Origin of the sequence: Sphingomonas sp. STIS6.2, from assembly GCF_000732685.2 — a bacterium.
In the GTDB taxonomy this organism is placed as follows: Bacteria; Pseudomonadota; Alphaproteobacteria; order Sphingomonadales; family Sphingomonadaceae; genus Sphingomonas; species Sphingomonas aerolata.
The window spans coordinates 581-1628 of sequence record NZ_JPDP02000163.1; the positions used below are offsets into that span (position 1 = coordinate 581).

Genomic DNA, 1048 nt, shown 5'->3' on the forward strand with positions numbered 1-1048 from the left:
CGAGCGTGACGGGGGCGGACCCGGTGGGCGGGGCGGGGGCTGCGCTATCCTGCGCCGCCACCACGAACACGCCCTGCGTGGTCTGCGAGACCGCAAGGCCAGTGTCGCGCAACAGGCGCTGAAACGCGTCGGCAGCGGTCATCGACCCGGCCAGTGCGGTCGACCGGCGGGTGCCGACCCGCGCCTGATCGAACACGACCTGGACCCGGGCCTGCTGCGCCAGCGTCTGCAGTGCCTGGGCCAGCGGCTGCGGCGCGACGTCGACGCGGACCATCGCCGACTGTGCAGCGAGCGGCGTCGCTGCCACCGCGGCGATTGCGACGACGCTGGTCCGCACCAACATCGATCCGAAAGAATGCCCAACCATGATCTCGCCCCCCTGTTATTACGCTAATATGACGGGCGACATTGCGAAACGCTCACCGACATTGATATTTTTATAATCTTTTTATCCAGATGAGTCGATCTGGTATTGTTTATGTCTGTTGTTGGTATTTTTCGGTGCGCTTGGCGGAAGATGCATTCGCACGGATGAGGGTGGGGTTCACCCTCCCGATACTGTCACGTCTGGCACATCGGTTGATCGTTAGCGTGCCACCCGATTTCCGAACCTTCGAGGCGCACCCAGCCCCTGGAAAGGCCAACCGCGCGCCGCAGCGGACTGAATATATCTAATCCATGTTATGTATCGACAACATGCTGCAAGCCGCTCACAAATAAGGTTAATTCCGAGCAACTATCAGATGTTGGGTACCAATATATTACCAAAAAAGCCTCAAAAGACGGATATAAATATAAAAAGACATTTTATGAAACTTATGTTGCGCAGGGAGATTGATCGACTTAAGCCGACCCCCGAAACGACATTGGGCCAGCAAGCGCCCCGGTTTCTGTGGGGAGTATGTGATGCGCCAAGTGATCAATTTTGCAGTGCTGCGCTCGGTTCTGGCGGCATCGACGATGCTGGCGACACCGGCCTTTGCGCAGGACGTGCTGCAGGACGCGACGAAGCCGGTGCCCGCCGAGAGCCAGACCCCCGCGGCGCAGG

At 59.2% G+C, this 1048-nt stretch carries 1 protein-coding gene; it reads right to left on the reverse strand.

Annotated features, from left to right (window positions below):
- The coding region (locus tag sphst_RS20990; protein WP_199849031.1) for an STN domain-containing protein at window positions 1–367 on the reverse strand (367 nt) is incomplete at its 3' end.
- Window positions 368–1048: the final 681 nt, after the last annotated feature.